The sequence below is a fragment of the Pseudomonas sp. MWU12-2020 genome (assembly GCF_023100605.1).
GTDB lineage: Bacteria > Pseudomonadota > Gammaproteobacteria > Pseudomonadales > Pseudomonadaceae > Aquipseudomonas > Aquipseudomonas fluorescens_H.
Genome location: NZ_JALMEX010000016.1, coordinates 18272 through 41881 on the forward strand (window position 1 = coordinate 18272; position 23610 = coordinate 41881).

Consider the following 23610-nt stretch of genomic DNA (forward strand, 5'->3'; position numbering starts at 1 on the left):
GCTTGCTCGCGAAGAGGGCGGCACAGCATCAAATCAACCCGGAGTCAGGCACTCCGGCCCATTGAGCTTCGGATCATTGATCAGATTCGCCAACACCCGCTCGCGCAACGCTGCGGGCTCACTGGCGAGCAGGCCCTGCAGCACATGCAGCGGCGTCGCAGGATCGAGCCATGCCGCCTGCCCCGCCTCATCGAGAATCAACGGTCGGCGCTGACTGGCCGCCGGCTGAGTGATGACCGCGGTGCTCAGCCACACCTGCTCCTGCACCGGATACGCCTCCCAGATCGCTGCGAAAAACAGCGACGAGCCCTCCCCCGGCGTCAGCCAGTACGGGCGCTTGCGCAGGTTGCCGCGCCATTCGTAGAAACCGTTGGCCGGCAACAGACAACGACGCAGGCGCAGCGCCTCGCGGAACATCGGTTGCTCGGCGACGGTTTCGGCCCGGGCATGCGCCGGGGTACGCGACAGATCGGTCAGCCACGGCGGCGTCAGGCCCCAACGGGCGCGGGCCAGGGTGCGTTGGCCGTCGGCCTCGGCACGCAGCATCAACACCGAATCATTGGGGGAAATGTTCCACTGCGCCTGCTGATCGGCGGGAAATCCGGGCAGGGCCGCGAAGTCGCGGTTCCAGCGAAACAGGGCATAACGTCCACACATGGCGCAACACGACTCAAAAATAAAACGAACGTCAGCCTAACAGACCAGCGTCCCGGGGAAGCTCTCCGGTTCATCGCCGGGCAGCGGCAGCGCGGCATTGTACGCGGTGATCAGTTCGCGGGCGTATTCGGCCTGGTCGTTTTCGACCGACAGGCCGAGCAGGCCGAAAATCGGCAATTCCCCGGTGCCGCCCAGCAGATCCCGGCCCACCAGGTGCGCCTCGATGCCCTCACTGGCGAGCATGCCCTTGAGCATCTCGCCTTCCATCAGGTTTTCCGGCTCGTAGATTCGCTGCATGGGCGCCCCCTCACTCGTCTTCTCTGAAAACTTCCAGAAACCAATCTTCGCCATGCACCTGCAAGACAAACGTGATCGGTCGACAACACACCTGACAGTCCTCGATGTAGGTCTGATCGCCGCCGGACAAGTCCACCGTCGTCTCGACCTCTTCACCACAATACGGACATTCATACAGTGCGCTTTCCAGCATCGCGGTCTCCCAGGTGACTTGTGCGTATAATCGCCGGTCTATTTGCAGGGCTATTTTTGTCTGGCTACCTTTTCAGACCGTGCCCCGCTGGTTTTCGATCAAAACCTTTACTTACCCTAGCCGTTTCCAACAAGAGAGCATGATGGGCGAATTCGATGCCATCCGACCTTACGACGACAGCGAAGTACCTGCGGTACTGGCAAGACTGCTCGGCGACAAGGCGTTTCTAGATATCCTCACCCACTTCCGCTTCCCGCGTTTTGCCGGTGCCTTCGGCTGGATGCTCAAACCACTTATAGCCCATCGGCTGCGTCGTGAGTTTGCCGACGTGACCTCCGTGGCCACTTTGCAGGACAAAGTCGAGTTTTACGTCGACCACACCATCGAGCGCGCCACTGATGGCGTGACCTACACCGGTGTCGAGCAATTCAAGTCCGGCAGCGCCTACCTGTTTATCGCCAACCACCGCGACATCGTGATGGACCCGGCCTTCGTCAACTATGCCGTGTACCACGCCGGCCTGCCGACCCCGCGCATCGCGATCGGTGACAACCTGCTGCAAAAGCCTTTTGTCAGCGACCTGATGCGTCTGAACAAGAGCTTTATCGTGCACCGCTCGATCACCGGGCGCCGCGAGAAGATGGCGGCGTATCAGTTGCTGTCGGCGTACATCAACCACTCGATCCGCAACGACTGCGCGTCGATCTGGATCGCTCAGGCCGAGGGCCGGGCGAAGGATGGTGACGACCGCACCGAGTCGGCGATCCTCAAGATGTTCCACATGAGCCGCAAGGACGAGCCGTTCGGCGAAGTGATTCAGTCGCTGAACCTGACCCCGGTGTCGATCAGCTACGAATACGACCCGTGCGATCAGGCCAAGGCCCGCGAGTTGTACATCCGCGCCACCACCGGCACCTACACCAAGGCACCGGGCGAGGATGACGTGAGCATCGCCAAGGGCATCACCGGCTACAAGGGCCGGGTGCACGTGAACTTCGCCGCGCCGATCACCGAGCTGTTCGAAGACACCAAGCAATTGGCGGTCGAGATGGACAAGCAGATTCTCGGCGGTTATCGCCTGTTCCCGGTGCATTACCTGGCGTATGCGATGTGGGCCGATGCCGATCCGCAACTGAACGTGCCGAAGGCCGCCGAGGTGTTCCCGGCCGATGAGCTGGCCAAGGCACAGGAAGAATGGCAGCGCCGGCTGGACGCCTGCCCTGAGGAGCACCGTCCGTATCTGGTGCTGCAATATGCGACGCCGGTGCGTAATCAGTACCGGGTGAAGGCTGGGTTGCCGTTGTAAGCGCTTTCCACTCGACGCAAAAACGGCGCCCTCGGGGCGCCGTTTTTTTATCTGATTCAATCAAACCTTGTGGCGAGGGAGCTTGCTCCCGCTCGGCTGCGCAGCAGTCGCAAAACCAGATCACGCGGTATACCTGAAAAACCGCGTTTACCTGAATCGGGGCCGCTTCGCAGCCCAGCGGGAGCAAGCTCCCTCGCCACAAGGGTTTGTGCTGTCCTTAGAAGCGCGTGCTGACCCACGAGACGATCAGCGCCAGGCCGAGGCAGGCAAAACCGAAGCGGTAGAAAAAGCGGTTCATGCGCAACGTTGCCCAATCCAGAATCGGTTCGGCATTCGGTTGAGCCTGGCGTTGAGCGGCGATACTGGCCAGTGCGCGTTGTTCACGACGGCGGGTCGCGTGCAGCAGCCAACTGCCTGGAAAGGCCAGAGCCAGCGCCAGCAGGTTGATCAATTTGGCGGGATGGGCGGTAAACAGCGTCATCAAGTGCAGCGACATCACAGACCTCGGAACTGAATCGGTGTGGCAGGCGCCAGATCGACGACCGCGGCGCGGATTCTACCGAAACACGCCTCCACTACCCTACCCTTTGCGACAAATAACCTGACAATCGACCGATGGCTGCCCTGTGTCACGGCATCGTCATTTACATCGGCCACCATGCGCGCCTCGAAACACACATGGAACGCGACATGCTTCACGCCGAAAACCAGGATCGCCTGTACCTCATCACCCCGACCGACGAACAACAGAGCCTCGTCGGCAGTCTTGCCTTCAATGTTCAGGATCGCCACTGGCTGGTGTATTGCGCCCTCGGCGGGCATCAGCACGCGGATTTGCCGGAGACTGATCTGCTGACCGGCGTGAGCATGCTCGACTTCTACTCCCAGGCTGCCTGACACACGCCTCTCCCACAGTTGTATGAGTATTCAGATAAATTGTGTGGCCACAAAAAAGCCCGGCGCCATCACTGGCGCCGGGCTTTTTCACATCTGCCGAACAGCTTACTCGGCGAGGATCTGACCTACGGTCGGGTCCTTGAACAGACGGGTCAAGGCATCGCTCAACACGTCGCTGACCAGCTTGGTGTTGGTTTCCTGGTTCGGCGCCATGCCGAAGCGCTGGTCCAGCGAAGCACCGTAGCGCCCGCTGTAGCGACGGTTGCCGCTCTGCACATCGGAGCGGAAGGTCGCGCCGATGGTGGCTTCGGTCACGTACATGCCTTCTTTCGGTGACTGGTACTTCAGCTCGGTCAGGGTCACGGTCAGTTGCGGCGCGTTCATCCCGTTGCTGGTCGGGGTGAAGCCGAGCAGACGCACCGCCGCTTCAGCCTGCGCCTGCAGCTTCGGCAGGATCTGCTCACGCTGCACGGTGATGGCGCTGGTTTCCGGGTACAGGCCGCCACGGGTGCCGAGGGTTGGCGACGGACGACCGTCAACCACGCGCACCACCACTTGCTGGCCATGGCCGACCGGGGCCAACTGCGTGGTCAGCTTGGGTTCCGGGCTCAGTTGTTGCGGGCTGTGGGCGCAGCCAACCAGAGTCAAACTGGTCACAGTGATCAAACCGAACAACAGGCGTTGCAACATGCTCTTTTCTCCAGAATCAGGCACAAACAGGCCGGCAGTATAGCGGTGGGCCACTGCGGGTAACCAGCACTCGACAGTGAATACTCGAATGTCTGACCCACCCGTGGGAATGCGGTTCCTGTCACAGATTATTCACCGCCCATACACCTTGGCGTCACGGCCACTTGGCAAGCTTCAAACCAGTCCTCCAACAAGGTACCTGGCCATGCGTTATCTGATCTCGTTGTTCGCTCCACGTCCGCTGCACCGCAGCTTTGCCCTGCTCGACCGCAACGGTCACTGCCAGGCATTCAAGCAGTGCAGCCTGCAACCGATGGGCGATGGCTGGGTGGAAATCGAAGAAATCCGTCTCAACTGGTTGCACCAGCCACTGCCCGCCAGCGCCCGCGTCATAGCGTCGCAGCCCCGCGCACGCGTGCAAGCGATGTTGAGCATCTGACCGGATGCCTAATAAAAGTCATTAAACACGAGCAACTGCGCGCATTTCTTCGATACAATCTCCCCCCGATTATAAGGACGTCTCCTGATCGGGCCCCGCAACACCGGCAATGCCCAGCATTAGCCATCAAAATCGCCCACAGAGAGCCGCCCACACAGATCGAGTGAAGTTGGCGCGCTTGCCTGTTCTTCCGGCAAAACCCCGCTTTTCGCGAATCTGCAGAGCTGTCATACGCTCGGCCACCGCGTTGTTTTGCCTTTGCGGGCACGGTGCCAGGCCTGGACAGCCCTTTTTGAGGTTCACGTCTTCAAAAGAGCGTGAAAAAAACGGGTTTTCACAACTTCACAAGAGTGTGGCGAGCAAATGAATAGTTTTGCGTCTGAACATGCACCATTAGCGTCTGAAACAGCCCAACGACACAGGACCGGGGATACCTCGAACATCGGAGCCTGAAGCCTGTCCGCTACGGATTTGGTTGCACAAAACGGATGTCTCGACCATAAGTCGAATTGCCAGCCGCGTGCTGAAATGAGTTCATGCAACTCTTGAAGCCAGGCCGCATGCATCCGTCGAAGTTGCGAAAAATTGCGAAGATTCGGACATGACGAACCTGACCATGGGTATCCGGGGCGCAACTGACCTGCCCCGTCACTCCCTGGCAGCCATGCCGACAATTTGGTGCTGCAGATTTTGGAGACGCGTTAAATGGCGCATAACGAAGCAGTCGACGTAGTTCTGGTTGGGGCCGGCATCATGAGTGCCACCCTGGCAGTACTGCTCAAAGAGCTCGACCCGGCGATCAAGCTGGAAGTCGTCGAGTTGATGGATTCCGGTGCTGCGGAGAGTTCCAACCCGTGGAACAACGCCGGTACCGGCCACGCCGGCCTGTGCGAGCTGAACTACACGCCGCAGGCAGCCGACGGCAGCGTCGACATCAAGAAAGCCGTGCACATCAACACCCAGTTCGAAGTGTCCAAGCAGTTCTGGTCGTACCTGACCAAGAAAGGCACCTTCGGCTCGTGCAAATCCTTCATCAGCCCGGTGCCGCACCTGAGCTTCGTTCAGGGTGACAAAGGCGTGTCGTTCCTCAAGGAACGCTTCAACGTGCTGCACAAGCACCATGCCTTCGCCGACATGGAATACACCGAAGATAAGGCCAAGATGGCCGAGTGGATGCCGCTGATGATGCCGGGCCGCTCGCCGGATGAGGTGCTGGCCGCCACCCGCGTGATGAATGGCACCGACGTCAACTTCGGCGCCCTGACCAATCAGTTGCTCAAGCACCTGACCAGCGCACCGGACACCCAGGTCAAATACTGCAAGCGCGTGACCGGCCTCAAGCGCAACGGCGCCGGCTGGACCGTGAGCATCAAGGACGTCAACAGCGGCAGCAGCCGTGAAGTCGACGCCAAATTCGTCTTCCTCGGCGCCGGTGGCGCGGCCCTGCCGCTGCTGCAGGCTTCGGGCATCGAAGAAAGCAAAGGCTTCGGCGGCTTCCCGATCAGCGGCCAGTGGCTGCGTTGCGATAACCCGGAAGTGGTCAAGCACCACCAGGCCAAGGTCTACAGCCAGGCTGCAGTCGGTTCGCCACCGATGTCGGTGCCGCACCTGGACACCCGCGTGGTCGACGGTAAGAAATCCCTGCTGTTCGGGCCATACGCCGGTTTCACCACCAAGTTCCTCAAGCACGGCTCCTTCATGGACCTGCCGCTGTCGGTTCGCGCCAGCAACATCGGCCCGATGCTGGCAGTGGCGAAAAACAACATGGACCTGACCAAGTACCTGGTCAGCGAAGTGATGCAGTCGATGGAGCAGCGCCTGGACTCCCTGCGCCGCTTCTACCCGGAGGCGAAAGCCGAAGACTGGCGCCTGGAAGTGGCCGGCCAACGGGTACAGATAATCAAGAAAGACCCGAAAAAGGGCGGGATCCTGCAATTCGGTACCGAACTGGTTGCGGCGAAAGACGGCTCCCTCGCCGCCCTGCTCGGCGCTTCGCCAGGGGCTTCGGTGACCGTTTCGATCATGCTCGAGCTGATCGAGAAATGCTTCCCGGCCAAGGCCAAGGGTGAGTGGGCGGCCAAACTGGCGGAGATCTTCCCAGCCCGCGAGAAGGTTCTGGAAACCGATGCTGCGCTGTATCGCAAGATCAACACGCAGAACAACATCGCCCTGGAACTGGTTGAAGAAAGCAGCGAGACCCCAAGCTTCGCTTGATCTTGCGCCATAAAAAACGCCCCGTACTCAGTGAGTGCGGGGCGTTTTTTTATGGCCAGGACTTAGCTGAACCACCGACCACTGTGGCGAGGGAGCTTGCTCCCGCTTGAGTGCGCAGCGCTCACAAGATCTTGGGGCCGCTGCGCAGCCCAGCGGGAGCAAGCTCCCTCGCCACAGGGATGGTGTTAGGCGCGGGCTTTTTCGATCAGTTCGATGTAGTCCGGGGCGTTGCGCTGATCGGCGATCAGCTCAACGAAGGTCTTGCCGTGCTCATCCTTGCCATCGACGTCGTAGCCAGCGGCAACGAAGAAGGTCAGAAAGCGTTCGAAGTCATCGATGCGCAGGCCGCGATAGGCCTTGACCAGTTTGTGCAGCGACGGCGAAGTGGCGTCGACCGGCTCAAAATCGAGGAACAGCTTGATCTGCTCATCGCCGATCTCGTCACCAATCACCTGTTTCTTATCTTTACGCATTGCCGACTCCAGCTCGCAGACATTACACGGGGCGGGCAGTTTACCCCTGCCCCGCCACAAGGCTCAACGCGAACGAACGGCCCCGGTGTGCAGATCGGCCCAGATGTGGCCGTTGGCGTAACTGAGGAATTGCACATAGACGGTGTCGTTGCGCAGCAGATCGATCACTACCCGGTACTGGGCCAGCGGGTAATACAGGGTCAGGGTCTTGCTCTTGTCGTCATAAACCGGTTTTTTCAGGCTCTTGCTTTCGCCATCGAAATTGACCAGCACCTGGGTGATGGTCGCGCCCTTGTTCAACGACTTGCCCTTGAGACGGATCATCAGCGGCGACGTGACGGGGATTGGCTGCTGATTGGACTGGCGTTGCGCACCGACCACCACCGAATAATCGGTGACTTGCAGCAGTTGTTGCTGCTCGGGCTCGGCATCGCGCAGGGTCAGGTCGTCTGGCGGCAGAAATTGACTGTGCATCGGCGCCGGGGCGGCGGCCAGGGGCAGGCTGAGGGTCAGCAACAGGGCGGCAAGGCTGCGGATCAAAAGGCTCATGACAGGCTCCGGGGGCGGGCCGAGCACTTTAGCAGTCTTTTAAAAGCAAAAGATCGCAGCGTTCCGCAGCTCCTACAGGGTGTACATCAATCCCATGTAGGAGCTGCGGCACGCTGCGATCTTTTGATCTTGCTTACATGCCTTTAACGGCAAAGATCCCGTTGGCGTTGCGCCAGTAGCCTTTGTAGTCCATGCCGTAACCGAAGATGTAGCGGTCAACGCATGGCAGGCCGACGAAGTCTGCTTTCAGGTCAGGACGCGCCTTGCGGTCGTGATCCTTGTCGATCAGCACGGCGGTGTGCACTTTGCGCGCGCCGGCGTGTTTGCAGAAGTCGATGATCGCGCCCAGGGTGTGACCTTCGTCGAGGATGTCGTCGATGATCAGCACGTCGCGGTCGATGAACGAGACTTCCGGCTTGGCTTTCCAGAACAGGTCGCCGCCGCTGGTTTCGTTGCGATAACGGGTCGCGTGCAGGTAGGACGCTTCCAGCGGAAATTGCAGGTGGGTCAGCAGTTTGCCGGAGAAGATCAGGCCGCCGTTCATCACGCAGAACACCACCGGGTTGCTATCGGCCAGTTGTTCGTTGATTTGTGCACCGACGCGGGCGATGGCGGCCTCGACTTCAGATTCGGTGTACAGGCAGTCAGCCTCTCGCATGATTTGACGGATATGCTCGAGATCAGCGGACATGGCGCTCTCCAGGGGGATGTTTTCGGAAAAGCGGGCAAAGGTACGCATCCCGTGAGGTCGAATCAAGCCTTAATGGACTAACGTACTCAATGTCCTATAGGACATCACCCTCGGATAGATTAATCTAGGCCGGTTTTTTTGCCCGCCGCCGGAGTTTTTCCATGCCCATCCTCGAGATCCGCCATCCGCTGATCCGCCATAAACTCGGCCTGATGCGCCGCGCCGATATCAGCACCAAGAATTTCCGTGAGCTTGCTCAGGAAGTCGGCGCTCTGTTGACCTATGAAGCTACAAAAGATTTGCCGCTCGAATCCTACGATATCGCCGGTTGGTGCGGCACTGTGTCGGTGGAGAAAATCGCCGGCAAGAAAATCACTGTCGTGCCGATCCTGCGCGCCGGCATCGGCATGCTCGAAGGCGTGCTGAGCCTGATCCCGGGTGCCAAGGTTTCCGCTGTGGGCGTTGCCCGCAACGAAGAAACCCTGCAAGCGCACACTTATCTGGAAAAACTGGTTCCGGAAATCGACGAACGGTTGGCGATGATCATCGACCCGATGCTCGCCACCGGCAGCTCCATGGTCGCGACCATCGACCTGCTGAAGAAAGCCGGTTGCAAGGACATCCGCGCAATGGTGCTGGTGGCCGCGCCGGAAGGCATTGCCGCGGTGGAACAGGCTCACCCGGATGTGACCATCTACACCGCGTCCATCGATGAGCGTCTTAACGAACACGGTTACATCATCCCAGGGCTTGGCGATGCCGGTGACAAGATCTTCGGTACCAAGCAGAAGGACGCGTGAGCATGCAGCAAGAGTTCAACGATCCGCTCTGGCGCACGGTGCTGTCCGGCGCCCAGATGCTGTTCGTAGCGTTCGGCGCCCTGGTGCTGATGCCGCTGATCACCGGCCTTGACCCGAACGTGGCACTGTTCACCGCGGGTCTGGGGACGATTCTGTTCCAGATCGTCACCGGGCGTCAGGTGCCGGTATTCCTTGCATCGAGCTTTGCCTTCATCACCCCGATCATTCTCGCCAAGGGCCAGTTCGGCCTCGCCGCGACCATGGGCGGCGTGATGGCAGCCGGTTTCGTCTACACCTTCCTCGGCCTCGCCGTGAAGATCAAGGGCACCGGTTTCATCGATCGCTTGCTGCCGCCGGTGGTGATTGGTCCGGTGATCATTTCCATCGGCCTGGCCATGGCGCCGATTGCCGCGAACATGGCGATGGGCAAGGCGGGCGACGGTTCCGAGCTGATCCACTACCAGACCGCGATGATGATCTCGATGCCAGCGCTGCTGACCACGTTGATCGTGGCGGTGTTCGGTAAAGGCATCTTCCGTCTGGTGCCGATCATTTCCGGGGTGCTGGTGGGTTTCGCCATGTCGTTCTATTTCGGCGTGGTCGATACCGCGAAGATTGCGGCGGCGCCATGGTTTGCGCTACCGCACTTCACCGCGCCGGAGTTCAACTGGCAGGCGATCCTGTTCATCGTTCCGGTAGCCCTGGCTCCGGCCATCGAGCACATCGGCGGCGTGATTGCCGTGGGTAGCGTGACCGGTCGCGACTATCTGAAGAAGCCTGGCCTGCACCGTACCCTGCTCGGTGACGGCATCGCCACCACGGCGGCCGGTCTGTTTGGCGGCCCGCCGAACACCACCTACGCCGAAGTGACCGGCGCGGTGATGCTGACCAAGAACTACAACCCGAAAATCATGACCTGGGCGGCGATCTTCGCCATCACCCTGGCGTTCATCGGCAAGTTCGGCGCGCTGCTGCAAAGCATTCCGGTGCCGGTGATGGGCGGGATTCTGTGCCTGCTGTTCGGTTCGATCGCGGCGGTGGGGATGAACACCCTGATCCGCCACAAGATCGACCTCGGCGAGGCGCGCAATCTGGTGATCGTGTCGGTGACCCTGGTGTTCGGTATCGGCGGTGTGCTGGTCGGCACCGGTACTGGCCCGGATGACTTCGGCCTCAAAGGCATTGCGCTGTGCGCGGTGGTGGCGATTGCGCTGAACCTGATCCTGCCGGGCAATGATGGCTGGAAGAACAAGAAGGCGGATGAGCCGCTGATCTAAGGCTTTAGATCCTTGTTGTCTGACAGATAGCTTTCGCGAGCAAGCCCGCTCCCACATTTGATCTTCAGCGCACCGTAGATCAAATGTGGGAGCGGGCTTGCTCGCGAAGCTTTTGGCTTTAAAGCGCCAGCGGCGCTCGTTCACACAGGGTCGCCAACGCCTTCGCCCATTGCGGCTCATCATTCAGGCACGGCACCAGCACCAACTCCTCGCCCCCCGCTTCGCGGAACTGTTCCTTGCCGCGATCACCGATCTCTTCCAGCGTCTCGATGCAGTCGGCAACAAATGCCGGGCACATCACCAGAATCTTTTTCACGCCGCTTTTCGCCAGCTCATCCAGCCGCGCTTCGGTGTAGGGTTCGATCCACTTCGCCCGCCCCAGACGCGACTGAAACGACACCGACCATTTGCCATCGGCAATGCCCGCGCGCTTGGCGAATTCAGAGGCGGTGCGCATGCACTGGGCGCGGTAACAGGTGGCAAGCACGGCCGGCGAAGCATTCTGGCAGCAATCCGCGTTTTTCAAGCAGTGGCTACCGGTCGGATCGAGCTTGGTCAGGTGCCGTTCCGGCAAGCCATGGAAGCTCAGCAGCAAGTGATCGTAGTCCTGCTGCAAATGCGGCGTGGCGCTGGCGACCAGTGCGTCGATGTATTCCGGCTGATCGTAAAACGGTTGCAACACTGAAAGCTGCACATCGAGTTTCTTCTCGCGAATCACCCGCCTGGCTTCTTCGATCACCGTGGTCGTGGTGCTGTCGGCGAACTGTGGATAGAGCGGCGCCAGCGTGATGCGCTTGTGCCCTGCTGCGACCAGCTGCAGCAACCTGGTTTCAATCGACGGCTCGCCGTAACGCATGGCCAGCTCTACCGGACCGTGGCTCCACTGTGTGGTCATCTGCTGTTGCAGACGACGGCTGAGCACCACCAGCGGCGAGCCCTCCTCCCACCAGATCGAAGCGTAGGCATGGGCCGATTGCTCGGGGCGCTTGATCAGGATCAGCGACACCAACAACCGCCGCACCGGCCACGGCAGGTCGATCACATACGGGTCCATCAGAAATTGATTGAGGTAGCGGCGTACATCGGCCACCGAGGTGGAGGCCGGGGAACCCAGGTTGACCAGAAGCAAGGCGTGATCGGTCATGCATCGTCCTATTTCAAAGGCGGCCGGAGAGATCATCCAGAGCCGCGCGCAAATCCGTGAACTGGAAAGTGAAACCCGCTTCCAGCAAGCGTGCCGGCATGGCGCGTTGGCCACCCAGCAACAGCGATGACATTTCGCCAAGCCCGACCTTCAAGGCCAGGGCCGGCATCGGCATGAACGCCGGGCGGTGCAGCACGCTGCCCAGCGTTTTGGCAAACTCGCGATTGCGCACCGGTTTGGGCGCGCAGGCATTATAAGGACCGCTCGCCTGATCGCGGTGCAGAAGAAAATCAATCAGGGCGATTTGATCATCGATGTGAATCCACGGCATCCACTGCCGGCCATTGCCCAAAGGCCCGCCCAGACCGAGTTTGAACATCAGCAACAGCCGCGACAAAAAGCCGCCCTCGGCCGACAGCACCAGCCCGGTACGCACCAGCACCACACGGATGCCCTGGCCTTCGGCACGCTGGGCGGTCTCTTCCCAGGCAATGCACAACTGACTGGCAAAGTCGTCTATGACTGGCGGCGAATCTTCGGTCAGCTCACGTTCACCGCCGTCGCCGTACCAGCCGACAGCAGAGCCGGAGATCAACAACCCCGGTTTCTGCTGACGCGTTTCCAGCCAGGCCAGCAGGGTTTCGGTGAGGGTGATGCGGCTGCTCCACAACAACGCCTTGCGCCGATGGGTCCATGGCCGATCAGCAATCGGCGCACCGGCCAGGTTGACCACCGCGTCCAGCGGCTCGTCGCCGAAGTCTTCGAGACGCGCAATCGCGCGCACCTGTGCGCCACAGATTTTCGCGACTTTTTCCGGACGCCGACTCCACACCGTCAGCTGATGGCCCTGTCCCGACCAGTGTCGGCAGAGCTGACGGCCTATCAAACCAGTACCGCCGGTCAGCAATATGCGCATGACATCTTCCTCGCGTGGCGTTTTACCCGGATCACTAGTCTATTTTTATAAGCAGGGATCTTTTCTATCGGGCAGGCTCTATTGTTTAACCATAGGCCAAGCTGTCAGAACGAGAACGCTAGAAGTTATACCAAAAAACAAAATTGTACAGGTTTCATTGACGGCGTAGTCTGTACAGAAAGGTAAAACGAGGCCCCTATGACTGTACCTATCGCAATCATCGGCACCGGCATCGCCGGACTCTCCGCCGCCCAGGCCCTGACAGACGCCGGACACACTGTCCAGCTCTTCGACAAAAGCCGCGGCAGTGGCGGGCGCATGTCGAGCAAACGCAGCGACGCCGGTTCTCTGGACATGGGCGCGCAATACTTCACCGCCCGCGACCGGCGTTTCGTCACCGAGGTGCAACGCTGGCAATCCGAAGGTTGGGTTGCCGAGTGGACGCCGCAGCTCTATACCTTTCAGGGTGGAAAACTGAACCTGTCGCCGGACGAGCAGATCCGCTGGGTCGGCACACCGCGCATGAGCGCTATCACCCGAGGCTTGCTCGGTGATCTGGAAGTCCACTTCGCCTGCCGCATCACCGAAGTCTTTCGCGGGGAAGAACACTGGCACCTGCAGGACGCCGAAGGCTTCACCCACGGCCCCTTCAGCCACGTGGTGATTGCCACACCGGCACCGCAAGCCACTGCATTGCTGGCCGCGGCGCCGAAACTGGCCGGTGCGGCCGCCGGGGTGAAAATGGACCCGACCTGGGCCGTCGCCCTCGCCTTCGATACGCCACTGGATACGCCGATCGAAGGTTGCTTCGTGCAGGACAGCCCCATCGACTGGCTGGCGCGCAACCGCAGTAAACCGGGGCGCGACACCACTTGCGACACTTGGGTACTGCACGCCAGCAGCGCCTGGAGCCGACAACACATTGATCTGCCCAAGGAAGCGGTCATCGAGCAACTGCATGGCGCTTTCGCCGAACTGCTGCACAGTGCAATGCCCGCTCCGACCTTCAGCCTCGCCCACCGCTGGCTCTACGCCCGACCTGCGACCGGCCACGAATGGGGCACGCTGGCCGATGCCGACTTGGGCCTGTACGCCTGCGGCGACTGGTGCCTGTCCGGCCGTGTCGAAGGCGCCTGGCTCAGCGGTCAGGAAGCCGCGCGCCGCTTGCACGAGAACCTGCAGTGAACCGTATCAATCCGCAAAAACTGCTGCTGTCGAAGTGGACAGCAGCCCACCCGCAAAACCGCGAAAAACATTTTCTGGTCACCGAGCTGTTCCGCGATGAGGAAGGTACGGTGCTGGAGATTGAGTTGCAGGCGGTGTTGACCAAGCGCGCAGAACGCCTCGATTGGCAGACGTTGAAGAACAACGATCACTGGTTACTGGGCTGGAAATGATTTCCCTGTGGGAGCGGGCTTGCTCGCGAAAGCGCTGTGTCAGTCACATTGATCCAGCTGAGCTGACGCCTTCGCGAGCAAGCCCGCTCCCACAGTCGATCGTGTAAACCTGGAAAAACTTATACAAATGATTTGACTTGTACACGTATGAATCTATGCTGAGGAAAAGTTGTACAGAGCTAACTCCCTGTACAGGAATAGATTCGAGGTGTGCATGTCCGACCTTTCTGCATCCCGGCCCAAAATCGCCATCAGCGCCTGCCTGATGGGCGCTGAAGTGCGCTACAACGGTGGGCACAAAGAATCGCGGCTGTGCAGCCGTACCCTGGCCGAACATTTCGAATTCGTCCCGGTGTGCCCCGAAGTTGCCATTGGCCTGGGCATCCCTCGTGAACCGATCCGTCTGGTCGGCGATCCGGAGGCTCCCGAAGCCGTCGGCACAGTCAATCCGCAAATCAATGTGACTGAACCGCTGGCCGCCTACGGGCAGAAAATGGCCGGTGAACTCGATGACATCTGCGGCTACATCTTCATGCAGCAGTCGCCTTCGTGCGGTCTGGAGCGGGTCAAGGTCTATCACGCCAACGGCGCCCCGGTGAATGGCGGCGGCCGTGGCATCTATGCCCAGGCGTTCTGCGCGCAGCACCCTGATCTGCCGGTGGAAGAAGCCGGACGCCTGAACGATCCAGTGCTGCGGGAAAACTTCATTACCCGCGTGCTCGCCTACAGCGCCTGGCAGCAGGTGCTCGAACAAGGCTTGAGCCGCCGCGCACTGACCGAATTCCACTCGCGCTACAAATACCTGCTGATGGCGCACAACCCGGAGCAATACAAAGCCCTGGGCAAACTGCTGGGCAACATGGGCAAGACCAATCCGGTCGAACTCGGCCCGCGCTATTTCAGCGAGTTGATGAGCGCGTTGAAGAAATGCGCCACCCGCCGCACCCACAGCAATGTCCTGCAGCACATCAGTGGCTACCTGAAACAGGCGATCAGCCCTGAAGACAAACAGGAAATGCAGCATGTGATCGGCCAGTACCGCCACGGCATCGTGCCGCTGGTGGTGCCGTTGACCTTGCTCAAGCACCACTTTCGCCTACACCCGGATCCCTACATTGCGCAGCAGGTTTACCTGCAGCCGCATCCGGAAAACCTCAGCCTGCGAAACGCCATTTGATGAACGACACACTCGACACCAGCGCCCAGGAAGACCTGGGTGCAGACTTCAAGAAAGCCCTCGACGAGGGCTGGCTGCCGATCCGCGAAGTGGCGCGGCAGACCGGCGTCAACGCCATCACCCTGCGCGCCTGGGAGCGCCGTTACGGGCTGATCGTGCCGCAACGCACGCCCAAGGGCCATCGCCTGTACTCCAGCGAACATGTGCAGCAAATTCTGACCATCCTGACCTGGCTCAACCGGGGCGTGGCGGTCAGTCAGGTCAAGCCGTTGCTCGACACCCCGCAAGCCTTTACCGAAACGGTGGAAAACGACTGGCAGCGCCAGCGCAACGTATTGCTCGACGCCGTCACCCACCTCAACGAGCGCAACCTCGACGACAGCATCAACCAGGCCATGGCCCTGTATCCGCCGCGCACCCTGTGTGAGCAGTTGCTGCTGCCGCTGCTGACCGAACTCGAGCAGCGCTGGCAAGGCCAGTTCGGTGCGCAGATGGAGCGGGTGTTCTTTTATTCCTGGTTACGCAGCAAATTCGGCGCGCGCATCTACCATAACAATCGACAGTTACACACCGCGCCGCTGCTGTTGATCAATCACTCGGACCTGCCGCTGGAACCGCACCTGTGGCTCTGCGCGTGGCTGATCAGCAGCGCCGATTGCCCGGTGCAAGTGTTCGACTGGCCGCTATCGGCCGGAGAACTGGCGCTGGCGGTCGATCATCTGCAAGCGCGCGGCGTGCTGCTGTATTCCAGCAAGGCGATGAACCTGGCGCAGTTGCCAAAACTGCTGAATGGCGTCAGTGCCCCCACATTGCTGGTCGGACCAACGGTATGCATCCACCAGACCGAGTTGTCCGTAAGAACCCCTGAGATCGCTGATCTGATCCTGGCCGAAGACCCGCTCTCGGCGCATCAGGCACTCGTCCAGCGTGGGCTGATTTAATGGAATCCGCTATGCAAATGATCTGGCTGCGCAGCGACTTGCGCCAACATGACAACACCGCTCTCGCGGCCGCCGCAGCGCGCGGGCCGACGGTTGCCGTGTATCTGTTGAGCCCGCAGCAGTGGCTGGAACACGACGACGCCGCATGCAAGGTCGACTTCTGGCTGCGCAACCTGCGTGAGCTGAGCAGCCGCCTCGGCGAGCTGAACATTCCGTTGCTGCTGCGCACCGCTGATCATTGGGATCAGGCCCCGGCGGTGCTGCTTGAGCTTTGCGTGCAATTGAATGTCCAGGCCGTGCACGTCAATGAGGAATATGGCATCCACGAAAGCCAGCGCGACGCCGCCGTGGCCGTGGCCCTGAAGACCAAAGGCATCGTTTTCCACAGCTACCTTGACCAACTGCTGTTCAAGCCCGGCACGGTGCTGACCAAAACCGACACCTACTTTCAGGTGTTCAGCCAGTTCCGCAAGGTCTGCTACGAACGCCTGCACCGCTCTATGCCGGCGCTGGTGAAGACGCCCGGCAAACAGGCAAAGCTGAATATCGACAGCGATCCGGTACCGGCAGCCATCGCCGGTTTTGCAACGCCGAGCGAGTCCTTGCGTGCGCTGTGGCCGGCCGGCGAGCAGGAAGCCCGGCGCCGCCTCGATACCTTCGCCGACGCGCAGATCGACTACTACCAGAGCGAGCGCGATTTTCCGGCCAAGCCCGGCACCAGCCAACTTTCGCCGTATCTCGCCGCCGGGGTGATCTCGCCACGCCAATGCCTGCAGGCAGCCCTGCAAAGCAATCAAGGCGAGTTCGACAGCGGCAAGGTCGGCGCGGTGACCTGGATCAACGAGCTGCTGTGGCGCGAGTTCTATAAACACATTCTGGTCGGCTACCCACGGGTTTCGCGCCACCGCGCGTTTCGCCCGGAAACCGAGGCGCTGGCCTGGCGTGATGCGCCGGGCGATCTGGCGGCCTGGCAAGAAGCACGCACCGGTTTGCCGATCATCGATGCAGCCATGCGCCAACTGCTGGAAACCGGCTGGATGCATAACCGTCTGCGCATGGTGGTGGCGATGTTCCTGACCAAGAATCTGCTGATCGACTGGCGTGAAGGCGAGCGCTTTTTCATGCGTCACTTGATCGACGGCGATCTGGCGGCGAACAACGGCGGCTGGCAATGGAGCTCATCGACCGGCACCGATTCGGCGCCGTACTTCCGCATTTTCAACCCGATCAGCCAATCGGAAAAATTCGACAGCGAAGGCCTGTTCATCAAGCACTGGTTGCCCGAACTCGCCGGCCTGAACAAGAAAGAAGTACACAACCCGGCCAGTGTCGGTGGACTGTTCGGCGTCGCCAACTATCCGTCGCCGATCGTCAATCTCGGGGCTTCGCGCGAACGGGCGCTGGCGGCCTTCAAGAGCCTGCCGTCGCGTTCGTCCACGGGAGAAGTCCATGAGTGAATTCCTGCGCCGCTTCGCCCGCCAGTTCGCCGAGCTGGACAAAGATAACTTGCAGCGTCTGGGCGAGCTGTACAGCGATGACATTCACTTCACCGATCCGCTGCATGAAGTGCAGGGGCTGGCGCAACTGCGTCATTACTTCAGCGAGCTGTACGCCAACGTCAGCGAGCTGCGTTTCGATTTCCACGGCTTCGACCAGATAGGCGACTGTGAAGGTTACCTGCGCTGGGTCATGAGTTACCGCCACCCGCGTCTGGCCGGTGGTCGTTTGATTCGCGTCGCCGGGTGTTCGCACCTGCTCTGGCGCGACAAGGTTTATCGCCACCGGGATTACTTCGATGCCGGGGCCATGCTGTATGAACATTTACCCGTATTGGGCCGGGTGATCGCCTGGCTGAAAAGGAGAATGGGATGAGTCGTACACCTCCACGGCGTTATTGGCTGACCGGAGCCAGCAGTGGCATCGGCGCAGCGCTGGCCGAAGAGATTCTGAAAAGCGGCGCGCATCTGGCCGTCAGTTCACGCCAGGTGGCGCCCTTGAAAGTCTTGTCCCAGCGCTACCCGGGCCAAGTGCTGGTGGTGCCCGGAGACTTGACCAATAGTCAGACCGTGCGTGAGATCGGTCAGCAGATCAGCGAGACCTGGGGCTCGCTGGACTCGGTGATTCTCAATGCCGGGACCTGTGAATATGTCGACGCCCGGCAATTCGACGCGTCGATCATCGAGCACGTGGTGCGTACCAATCTGCTGGCCAGCAGCTATTGCATCGAAGCCGCCCTGCCGTTGCTGCGCAAGGGCACCGCGCCGCATCTGATCGGCATGGCCAGCTCGGTGACCTACCTGCCGCTGCCCCGGGCCGAAGCTTACGGTGCCTCCAAGGCAGGCCTGCGTTACCTGTTCGAATCGCTGCGCATTGATCTGGCGGATGAAGGGATCGAGGTCACCATCATCAGCCCGGGGTTCGTCGATACCCCACTGACGGCGAAAAACGATTTCCCGATGCCGCTGAGCTGGCCTGTGGATAAAGCCGCGCGGCACATCTTCGCCAAACTCAAGGATCGACCACTGGAGATCGCTTTCCCGGCGCTGTTCATGGCGGCGTTGTGGCCGCTGTCGAAACTGCCGTCGCGGGTGCAACTGGCGATCGGCAAACGCATGGTGCGTAAACCGCCACCGCTGCAGGAACCCTCGTGAAAATCGCCATCATCGGCAGCGGAATCGCAGGCCTGACCTGCGCCTATCTGCTCAATCGCCAACACGATGTCACGGTGTTCGAAGCCAGCGACTGGGTCGGCGGCCACACGCACACCGTGGAGGTGACCGTCGAAGGCCGCGAATACGCCGTGGACACTGGTTTCATCGTGTTCAACGACTGGACCTACCCGAACTTCATCCGTTTGCTCGGCCAGCTCGGCGTGTCGTTCAAACCGACGGAAATGAGCTTCTCGGTCACCGATCCGGACACTGGCCTGGAATACAACGGCAACAACCTCAACAGTTTGTTCGCCCAGCGCAGCAACCTGTTGTCGCCGGGGTTCTGGGGCATGTTGCGCGACATCCTGCGCTTCAACAAAGAAGCCCAGCGCGACCTCGCCGAACAGCGGATCGCCGCCGACACCACGCTCGACGATTACCTCAAGGCCGGCGGTTATGGCGAACGTTTCATCCTGCATTACATCGTGCCGATGGGCTCGGCGATCTGGTCGATGCCCATGGCCGAGATGCTCAATTTCCCGCTGCAATTCTTTGTGCGCTTCTTCAAGAATCATGGACTCTTGTCAGTCAGTGATCGCCCGCAATGGCAGGTGATCGAGGGTGGCTCAAGTGCCTATGTCGCACCGCTGACCGCTGCGTTCAAGGACAAGATCCGCCTCAGTTGCCCGGTGACGCGCATCGATCGCGACGAACACGGCGTGGTTATCCACAGCCCGGCCGGCATCGAGCGTTTCGACAAGGTTGTGCTCGCCTGCCACAGCGACCAGGCCCTGCAATTGCTGGCGACGCCAAGCCAGGCGGAACGATCGATCCTCGGTGCCCTGCCCTACGCCGATAACGAAGTGGTGCTGCATACCGATACCCGTCTGCTGCCGACCCGCAAACTGGCGTGGGCCAGCTGGAACTATCGCTTGAGCGGCGCCGGCCATACGCACGCGGCCGTCACCTACGACATGAACATCCTGCAGGGCATTCAGAGCGACACCACGTTCTGCGTCAGCCTCAACCAGAGCGCCGGCATCAGCCCGTCCAAGGTGCTTGCCCGATACACCTACGCCCATCCGCAGTTCAGCCTTGCGGCCGTGGCGGCGCAGAACCGTTGGGCCGAACTCGACGGTCAGCAGCACACCCACTACTGCGGCGCCTACTGGGCCAACGGCTTTCATGAGGACGGTGTCGTCAGCGCCTTGCGCGTGGCTGCCGCCTTCGGGGAAAGCTTATGAACAGCGCCCTGTACAGCGGCTGGATCGGCCATCGACGCTTTTCGCCCAGACGCCACGAATTCCGTTACCGGATCGGTCTGCTGTACCTCGATCTGGCGGAACAGGACGCCGTGCTCGGTCTGTCGCCGCTCGCCAGTCGTAGCCGCTTTGCGCCGTTTTCGTTTCGCGAAACCGACTACCTGAAAACCTTCACCGGCAATGGCATGCGCCTGATCGATGCGGTACGCCAGCAAGTCGGTGCCGCCATCGGCCATCAACCGCAGGGATCGATCTGCCTGCTGACCCAACCACGCAGTTGGGGTCTGGCGTTCAACCCGGTGAGTTTCTTTTATTGCCACGAGGCCGACGGGCAACTGGCGGCGATTCTCTGCGAAGTCACCAACACGCCGTGGCGCGAGCGTTATCACTACGTGCTGCCGGCCCGCACACCGACCGACCTGCAAGACTTTCACCAGCACTTTGCCGTGGCCAAGGCCTTTCATGTCTCGCCGTTTTTGCCACGCGATCTCGAGTACCGCATGAGCTTCAGCCCGGCGGCGCAAAAGCTCGGCGTGCACATGGCCGACTGGCAGGGTGAGCACAAGCTGTTCGACGCCACGCTCAATCTGCAGCGCGAACCCCTCGACCGCCACAGCCTGCACCGCTACTTGCGACGTTTTCCGTGGATGACCGCGAAAACCTGTCTGGCGATTTACTGGCAAGCCGTGCGCCTGTTGCTCAAGCGTGCCCCGATTTTTGCTCATCAGGCTGCCGACGGCAGCTTTCAAATCGCCACCGTGCCTCCCAAGGAGCACCGCCATGAAATCCTCTAGCCTGTCGGCCAGTCGCTTCAGCACCAACGGTTTGACCGGTTCGCTGCTGCGTCGTGGCGTTTTGCGGCAACTGAGTCAACTCAAACACGGGCAATTGCTGGTGGTCGAGGACGGCGAACGCCTGATGTTCGGTACGCCGGGCAGCCACCTGCTCGGCGAAATCCATGTCCAGGATGCCGCGGTCTGGGGCATGGTCGCCGGCAACGGATCGATTGGCGCTGGCGAAGCGTTTATCCACGGTTACTGGAGCTCGCCAGATCTGACGGCGGTCGTGCGCGTGTTCGTCAGCAACCTCGACGTGCTCGACGCCATGGAGCGCGGTCTGGCCCGCCTCAGCCGGCCGCTGGTGCAAGGCCTGCACTGGCTCAACCGCAACACGCGCAAGGGCTCGCAGAAAAACATCGCGGCGCACTATGACCTCGGCAACGATCTGTTCGAACAGTTTCTCGACCCAACCATGATGTACTCGGCCGCGCAGTTCCTCAGCCCCGAGGACAGCCTGGAACAGGCGCAGTTGAACAAACTGGAACGGATCTGCCAGAAGCTCGCGCTCAAACCCGAGGATCATCTGCTGGAGATCGGCACCGGCTGGGGCAGCATGGCGCTCTACGCCGCGCAGCATTACGGTTGCCGCGTCACCACCACGACACTGTCGAAAGAGCAGTACGCGTTCACCGCCAAGCGCATTGAAGCACTGGGGTTGCAGGATCGGGTGACGCTGCTGCTCAAGGACTACCGCGACCTCACCGGCGAATACGACAAACTGGTGTCGATCGAGATGATCGAAGCGGTCGGCCATCGCTTCCTGCCGACCTACTTCAAACAGTGCGCGCACCTGCTCAAGAGCAACGGCCTGATGCTGTTGCAGGCAATCACCATCCGCGAGCAGCGCTACGAGCAGGCCAAGCGCGGCGTCGACTTCATCCAGCGCTACATCTTCCCCGGCGGCGCCCTGCCCTGCGTGCAGAAGATGCTCGAAGTGGTCAGCCGCGAGACCGACATGAACCTGCTGCACATGGAAGACTTCGGCCTGCACTACGCCCGCACCCTGCGCCTGTGGCACGAGAACTTTCGCCGCGCCCATGGCCGGTTGAGCGAGTTGGGTTACGACGATTACTTCCTGCGGCTGTGGGAGTTTTACCTGTGCTACTGCGAAGGCGGGTTCCTCGAGCGCACCATCGGCACCGCGCAATTGCTGTTGGCCAAACCGGCGGCAATGCCAGCGCCGTTGCTCGGCCGCTTCGATGCTTGAGCGGCTGATCAATGCCGTGTTGTTCCAGGTCGGCTGGCTGGCCTGCGTGATCGGCGGCAACAGTCTGTGGTTGCTGGTGGCGCTGGCGGTGCTGGTGATTCACCTGGGCTGGATCAGCAGTTGGTCTGCGGAGGGTCGCTTGATTCTCAGCGTGGTGATTGTCGGCACAGCGGTGGACAGCCTGTTGCGCGCGACGGGCGTGTTCGAATTCCAGGATCCGTCGCCGCTGATTCCGCTCTGGCTGATGCTGCTCTGGGCACTGCTTGCCACCACGTTGCGCCACTGTCTGCAATGGACGGCTCGTCCGTGGTGGCTGGCAAGCGCGCTGGGCGCGGTCGGCGGCGCTGTTTCCTATTACGGTGGCGGGCGCCTCGCCGGGGTGCAATTTCCCTACGGGGAAATTCCGACCCTGATCGGCATCGGCCTGCTGTGGGCGGTACTGTTTCCGGTGCTGCACGCGATGGCACGGCGGCTCAGCCACTGAGCGTCTGTCAGGCCTTTCACACAGCCACAGGCGACTGGCTTACACTGGCGCCATGAAAACCATTCCCCACCAGCAAATCACCGAGCCAGCGGTCACGTGTTCGACCTGTGCGGCGTGCTGTTGCCAGCTTGAAGTGATGCTGATCACCGACACTGGCGTGCCCGAACGCTTTATCGATACCGATGAATGGGGTGGTGAGGTGATGCTGCGTCTGGACGACGGCTGGTGCGCGGCGCTGGATCGCGACAGCATGATGTGCACGATCTACGAGAAACGTCCGCTGATCTGTCGCGAGTTCGAGATGGGCGCGCCGGAATGCATTGAAGAACGCAAAGGCATTGCCACTGCCTACCGCTGATTTCAACAGCAGCTCAAAACCAATGTGGGAGCGGGCTTGCTCGCGAATGCGGTGTGTCAGTCAATAGTGTTGTCGACTGACACACCGCATTCGCGAGCAAGCCCGCTCCCACAAAGATTTGTGCAAGCTGCAGTTACAACGGCATCGAGTAATGCAGCGCGTAACTTTCTACACCGTCGTTGTTGCTGTTCAGACCGGCGTTGGAGTAATGCGTCGCACGGATCCCCACTTCATGTCCGCCGTTGAAACGCAGGCCGAAACCAATACGGTCTTCGAACTGGAAGGACTGACCGATGTTGTTGCTTTCATATTTGGTGTTGGAAAAGGCCGCGACACCAATACCGGCCTCGACATACGGTTTGACCGACTGACCGGCAAACTCGTAAACAAATACCGGCGAGAACGACAGGCTGTTGTTGCTGGAAGTCTTGTCACCTTCCCAGTAAGTGTAAGCGCCGCTCCAGTAACCGGTCAGGCGACCGACGTCGCTTTGCAGCCAGCTCTTGTCCCAATCGAAATTCATGCCCAAGCGATAAGTCATCGTCGAATCGCTGGTTGCCCCCACTGCAAACTCAACGTTTGCCGCTTGTGCAGTAAAACTTTGCCCCATCAGTGCAGCCGCAATCGCGGCCAAGCAGAATAGTCGCTTCACGTTGAAAACTTCCTTTTCCGGAACGATCGTTTTGGTTTTCTAGTAAACCCAGCGGTATAGAAATCGGCGCTTGAGCAGAAGTTCAGCTGACTTTTTAGA

General features: G+C 60.5%; 29 protein-coding genes. 18 read left to right on the forward strand and 11 right to left on the reverse strand.

The window, feature by feature from the left end:
- Window positions 1-33 precede the first annotated feature (33 nt).
- From M0814_RS26205 to M0814_RS26215, 3 genes are read right to left on the reverse strand one after another with little or no spacing between them, the layout of a single operon-like run.
- On the reverse strand, window positions 34-657 hold the full coding sequence (locus M0814_RS26205) for an SOS response-associated peptidase (RefSeq protein ID WP_045122631.1): 624 nt from the start codon (window positions 655-657) through the stop codon (window positions 34-36).
- Window positions 658-693: 36 nt separating this feature from the next.
- Entirely contained in the window at window positions 694-954 is a 261-nt protein-coding gene (locus M0814_RS26210) for a DUF2007 domain-containing protein (protein WP_003228093.1), read from the reverse strand.
- 10 nt (window positions 955-964) lie between these two features.
- A complete protein-coding gene (locus M0814_RS26215; RefSeq protein WP_003228095.1) occupies window positions 965-1147 on the reverse strand; it encodes a CPXCG motif-containing cysteine-rich protein in 183 nt (60 codons plus the stop codon).
- 142 nt (window positions 1148-1289) lie between these two features.
- Here M0814_RS26215 and M0814_RS26220 point away from each other — a divergent pair, with 142 nt between their 5' ends.
- On the forward strand, window positions 1290-2453 hold the full coding sequence (locus tag M0814_RS26220; protein ID WP_003228096.1) for a 1-acyl-sn-glycerol-3-phosphate acyltransferase: 1164 nt from the start codon (window positions 1290-1292) through the stop codon (window positions 2451-2453).
- A gap of 217 nt (window positions 2454-2670) precedes the next feature.
- Here M0814_RS26220 and M0814_RS26225 read toward each other — a convergent pair whose 3' ends face one another.
- Entirely contained in the window at window positions 2671-2949 is a 279-nt protein-coding gene (locus M0814_RS26225) for a hypothetical protein (RefSeq protein ID WP_103485755.1), read from the reverse strand.
- A 194-nt stretch (window positions 2950-3143) separates the two neighbouring features.
- Between M0814_RS26225 and M0814_RS26230 the strand changes: the two genes are divergently transcribed.
- Window positions 3144-3350, forward strand: a complete 207-nt coding sequence (locus M0814_RS26230) for a hypothetical protein (protein ID WP_045122054.1) — start codon at window positions 3144-3146, stop codon at window positions 3348-3350.
- A gap of 105 nt (window positions 3351-3455) precedes the next feature.
- Here M0814_RS26230 and M0814_RS26235 read toward each other — a convergent pair whose 3' ends face one another.
- Entirely contained in the window at window positions 3456-4040 is a 585-nt protein-coding gene (locus tag M0814_RS26235) for a YajG family lipoprotein (protein WP_003228101.1), read from the reverse strand.
- Between the two features lie 205 nt (window positions 4041-4245).
- Here M0814_RS26235 and M0814_RS26240 point away from each other — a divergent pair, with 205 nt between their 5' ends.
- Together M0814_RS26240 and mqo are read left to right on the forward strand one after the other, a co-directional pair.
- Entirely contained in the window at window positions 4246-4479 is a 234-nt protein-coding gene (locus tag M0814_RS26240) for a hypothetical protein (protein ID WP_007912834.1), read from the forward strand.
- A 705-nt stretch (window positions 4480-5184) separates the two neighbouring features.
- Window positions 5185-6693, forward strand: coding sequence for a malate dehydrogenase (quinone) (gene mqo / locus M0814_RS26245; protein ID WP_003228110.1), 1509 nt, complete (start codon window positions 5185-5187; stop codon window positions 6691-6693).
- A 185-nt stretch (window positions 6694-6878) separates the two neighbouring features.
- Here mqo and M0814_RS26250 read toward each other — a convergent pair whose 3' ends face one another.
- From M0814_RS26250 to M0814_RS26260, 3 genes are all read right to left on the reverse strand, one after another.
- Window positions 6879-7166, reverse strand: a complete 288-nt coding sequence (locus M0814_RS26250; protein ID WP_003228112.1) for a PA4642 family protein — start codon at window positions 7164-7166, stop codon at window positions 6879-6881.
- A 63-nt stretch (window positions 7167-7229) separates the two neighbouring features.
- Window positions 7230-7715, reverse strand: a complete 486-nt coding sequence (locus M0814_RS26255; protein ID WP_003228114.1) for a hypothetical protein — start codon at window positions 7713-7715, stop codon at window positions 7230-7232.
- 133 nt (window positions 7716-7848) lie between these two features.
- Complete coding sequence (locus M0814_RS26260) at window positions 7849-8406, reverse strand: hypoxanthine-guanine phosphoribosyltransferase (protein ID WP_003228116.1); 558 nt, start codon at window positions 8404-8406, stop codon at window positions 7849-7851.
- A 161-nt stretch (window positions 8407-8567) separates the two neighbouring features.
- Here M0814_RS26260 and upp point away from each other — a divergent pair, with 161 nt between their 5' ends.
- Both upp and M0814_RS26270 read left to right on the forward strand, forming a co-directional pair.
- Window positions 8568-9206 carry a uracil phosphoribosyltransferase gene (upp, locus tag M0814_RS26265; RefSeq protein ID WP_003228118.1) on the forward strand — a complete coding sequence of 213 codons (639 nt, stop codon included), beginning with the start codon at window positions 8568-8570 and terminating at the stop codon, window positions 9204-9206.
- A gap of 2 nt (window positions 9207-9208) precedes the next feature.
- Window positions 9209-10483 carry a uracil-xanthine permease family protein gene (locus M0814_RS26270; RefSeq protein ID WP_003228120.1) on the forward strand — a complete coding sequence of 425 codons (1275 nt, stop codon included), beginning with the start codon at window positions 9209-9211 and terminating at the stop codon, window positions 10481-10483.
- Between the two features lie 118 nt (window positions 10484-10601).
- Here M0814_RS26270 and hemH read toward each other — a convergent pair whose 3' ends face one another.
- The gene (gene hemH, locus M0814_RS26275; RefSeq protein WP_103485754.1) at window positions 10602-11627 is read right to left on the reverse strand and encodes a ferrochelatase; all 1026 of its coding nucleotides are present in this window, start codon (window positions 11625-11627) and stop codon (window positions 10602-10604) included.
- Window positions 11628-11640: 13 nt separating this feature from the next.
- Window positions 11641-12543: a TIGR01777 family oxidoreductase gene (locus M0814_RS26280; RefSeq protein WP_003228123.1), complete on the reverse strand. Its 903-nt coding sequence runs from the start codon at window positions 12541-12543 to the stop codon at window positions 11641-11643.
- Window positions 12544-12741: 198 nt separating this feature from the next.
- Here M0814_RS26280 and M0814_RS26285 point away from each other — a divergent pair, with 198 nt between their 5' ends.
- The 12 genes from M0814_RS26285 to M0814_RS26340 all read left to right on the forward strand — a co-directional run bounded on the left by M0814_RS26285 (window position 12742) and on the right by M0814_RS26340 (window position 22859).
- Window positions 12742-13728, forward strand: coding sequence for an NAD(P)/FAD-dependent oxidoreductase (locus M0814_RS26285; RefSeq protein WP_003228126.1), 987 nt, complete (start codon window positions 12742-12744; stop codon window positions 13726-13728).
- Window positions 13725-13940 carry a TIGR02450 family Trp-rich protein gene (locus tag M0814_RS26290; protein WP_103485753.1) on the forward strand — a complete coding sequence of 72 codons (216 nt, stop codon included), beginning with the start codon at window positions 13725-13727 and terminating at the stop codon, window positions 13938-13940. The genes M0814_RS26285 and M0814_RS26290 overlap by 4 nt, the downstream gene beginning before the upstream one ends.
- A gap of 214 nt (window positions 13941-14154) precedes the next feature.
- Window positions 14155-15117 carry a DUF523 and DUF1722 domain-containing protein gene (locus M0814_RS26295; RefSeq protein WP_003228130.1) on the forward strand — a complete coding sequence of 321 codons (963 nt, stop codon included), beginning with the start codon at window positions 14155-14157 and terminating at the stop codon, window positions 15115-15117.
- Window positions 15117-16058: a MerR family transcriptional regulator gene (locus tag M0814_RS26300; RefSeq protein ID WP_103485752.1), complete on the forward strand. Its 942-nt coding sequence runs from the start codon at window positions 15117-15119 to the stop codon at window positions 16056-16058. Before M0814_RS26295 ends, M0814_RS26300 begins: the two co-directional genes overlap by 1 nt.
- A gap of 11 nt (window positions 16059-16069) precedes the next feature.
- Complete coding sequence (phrB, locus tag M0814_RS26305; RefSeq protein ID WP_103485751.1) at window positions 16070-17515, forward strand: deoxyribodipyrimidine photo-lyase; 1446 nt, start codon at window positions 16070-16072, stop codon at window positions 17513-17515.
- The gene (locus M0814_RS26310) at window positions 17508-17930 is read left to right on the forward strand and encodes a nuclear transport factor 2 family protein (RefSeq protein ID WP_003228136.1); all 423 of its coding nucleotides are present in this window, start codon (window positions 17508-17510) and stop codon (window positions 17928-17930) included. Before phrB ends, M0814_RS26310 begins: the two co-directional genes overlap by 8 nt.
- Window positions 17927-18709 (forward strand): SDR family NAD(P)-dependent oxidoreductase, encoded by a 783-nt coding sequence (locus M0814_RS26315; protein WP_003228137.1) that lies wholly within the window; start codon window positions 17927-17929, stop codon window positions 18707-18709. Before M0814_RS26310 ends, M0814_RS26315 begins: the two co-directional genes overlap by 4 nt.
- A complete protein-coding gene (locus tag M0814_RS26320) occupies window positions 18706-19953 on the forward strand; it encodes an FAD-dependent oxidoreductase (protein WP_103485750.1) in 1248 nt (415 codons plus the stop codon). The genes M0814_RS26315 and M0814_RS26320 overlap by 4 nt, the downstream gene beginning before the upstream one ends.
- On the forward strand, window positions 19950-20765 hold the full coding sequence (locus M0814_RS26325; protein ID WP_103485749.1) for a DUF1365 domain-containing protein: 816 nt from the start codon (window positions 19950-19952) through the stop codon (window positions 20763-20765). The genes M0814_RS26320 and M0814_RS26325 overlap by 4 nt, the downstream gene beginning before the upstream one ends.
- A complete protein-coding gene (locus M0814_RS26330) occupies window positions 20752-22017 on the forward strand; it encodes a cyclopropane-fatty-acyl-phospholipid synthase family protein (RefSeq protein ID WP_003228144.1) in 1266 nt (421 codons plus the stop codon). Before M0814_RS26325 ends, M0814_RS26330 begins: the two co-directional genes overlap by 14 nt.
- Window positions 22010-22501, forward strand: a complete 492-nt coding sequence (locus M0814_RS26335) for a DUF2878 domain-containing protein (RefSeq protein ID WP_103485748.1) — start codon at window positions 22010-22012, stop codon at window positions 22499-22501. Before M0814_RS26330 ends, M0814_RS26335 begins: the two co-directional genes overlap by 8 nt.
- 52 nt (window positions 22502-22553) lie before the next feature.
- A complete protein-coding gene (locus M0814_RS26340) occupies window positions 22554-22859 on the forward strand; it encodes a YkgJ family cysteine cluster protein (protein ID WP_007967664.1) in 306 nt (101 codons plus the stop codon).
- 133 nt (window positions 22860-22992) lie between these two features.
- Here the strand turns inward: M0814_RS26340 and M0814_RS26345 are convergent, their stop codons facing one another.
- Window positions 22993-23511: an acyloxyacyl hydrolase gene (locus tag M0814_RS26345; RefSeq protein WP_045122633.1), complete on the reverse strand. Its 519-nt coding sequence runs from the start codon at window positions 23509-23511 to the stop codon at window positions 22993-22995.
- Window positions 23512-23610 lie beyond the last annotated feature (99 nt).